The organism is Myxococcus sp. AM009 (genome assembly GCF_013372605.1).
GTDB lineage: Bacteria > Myxococcota > Myxococcia > Myxococcales > Myxococcaceae > Myxococcus > Myxococcus vastator.
This window is the reverse complement of sequence record NZ_JABXEP010000374.1, coordinates 1-414: the sequence shown is the minus strand read 5'-3', so window position 1 is coordinate 414 and position 414 is coordinate 1. Positions and strand designations below refer to the sequence as shown.

Here is a 414-nt window from a genome sequence, read left to right as displayed (position 1 = left end):
GCGGGTCCAGCAAGGCCGCCCCGTTCAGCGCCGTGGTGAGCGAGGCGAGGGAGGCCGCCACGTCGAAGGGCAGGCCCGACAGCACCAACTGCAGGCCCAGTTGCTGGACGGACACATGCAGGGTGCTCGTGAGGCCCACGCGCCCCAGCGCCTGCTGAAGCGACAGGGAGGGCTGGCCGCGGGCCGCGCGGATGATGCTCCGGGCCAGTGACGCGCCCAGGAGGCCTTCGCCGCCGGTGCGCGAGGCATGCGGCGCGAAGACGAACCAGTTGGGCCGCACGGCGCTGGTGCCACCCGGGGTGAGGGTGGGGTCCAACAGCCCGCCGACTTCATAGGCCAACTCGATGTAGCCCGCGGTGATGCGGTTGTTGTCCTCCAGCGGCGTGGTCTGGGCGTGGGACGTCGAGGCCAGCA

Annotated in this window: 1 pseudogene; it reads right to left on the bottom strand. The window is 72.0% G+C overall.

Annotated features, from left to right (window positions below):
• Window positions 1-414, bottom strand: a pseudogene (locus tag HV824_RS35940) (hypothetical protein); the annotation flags it as partial.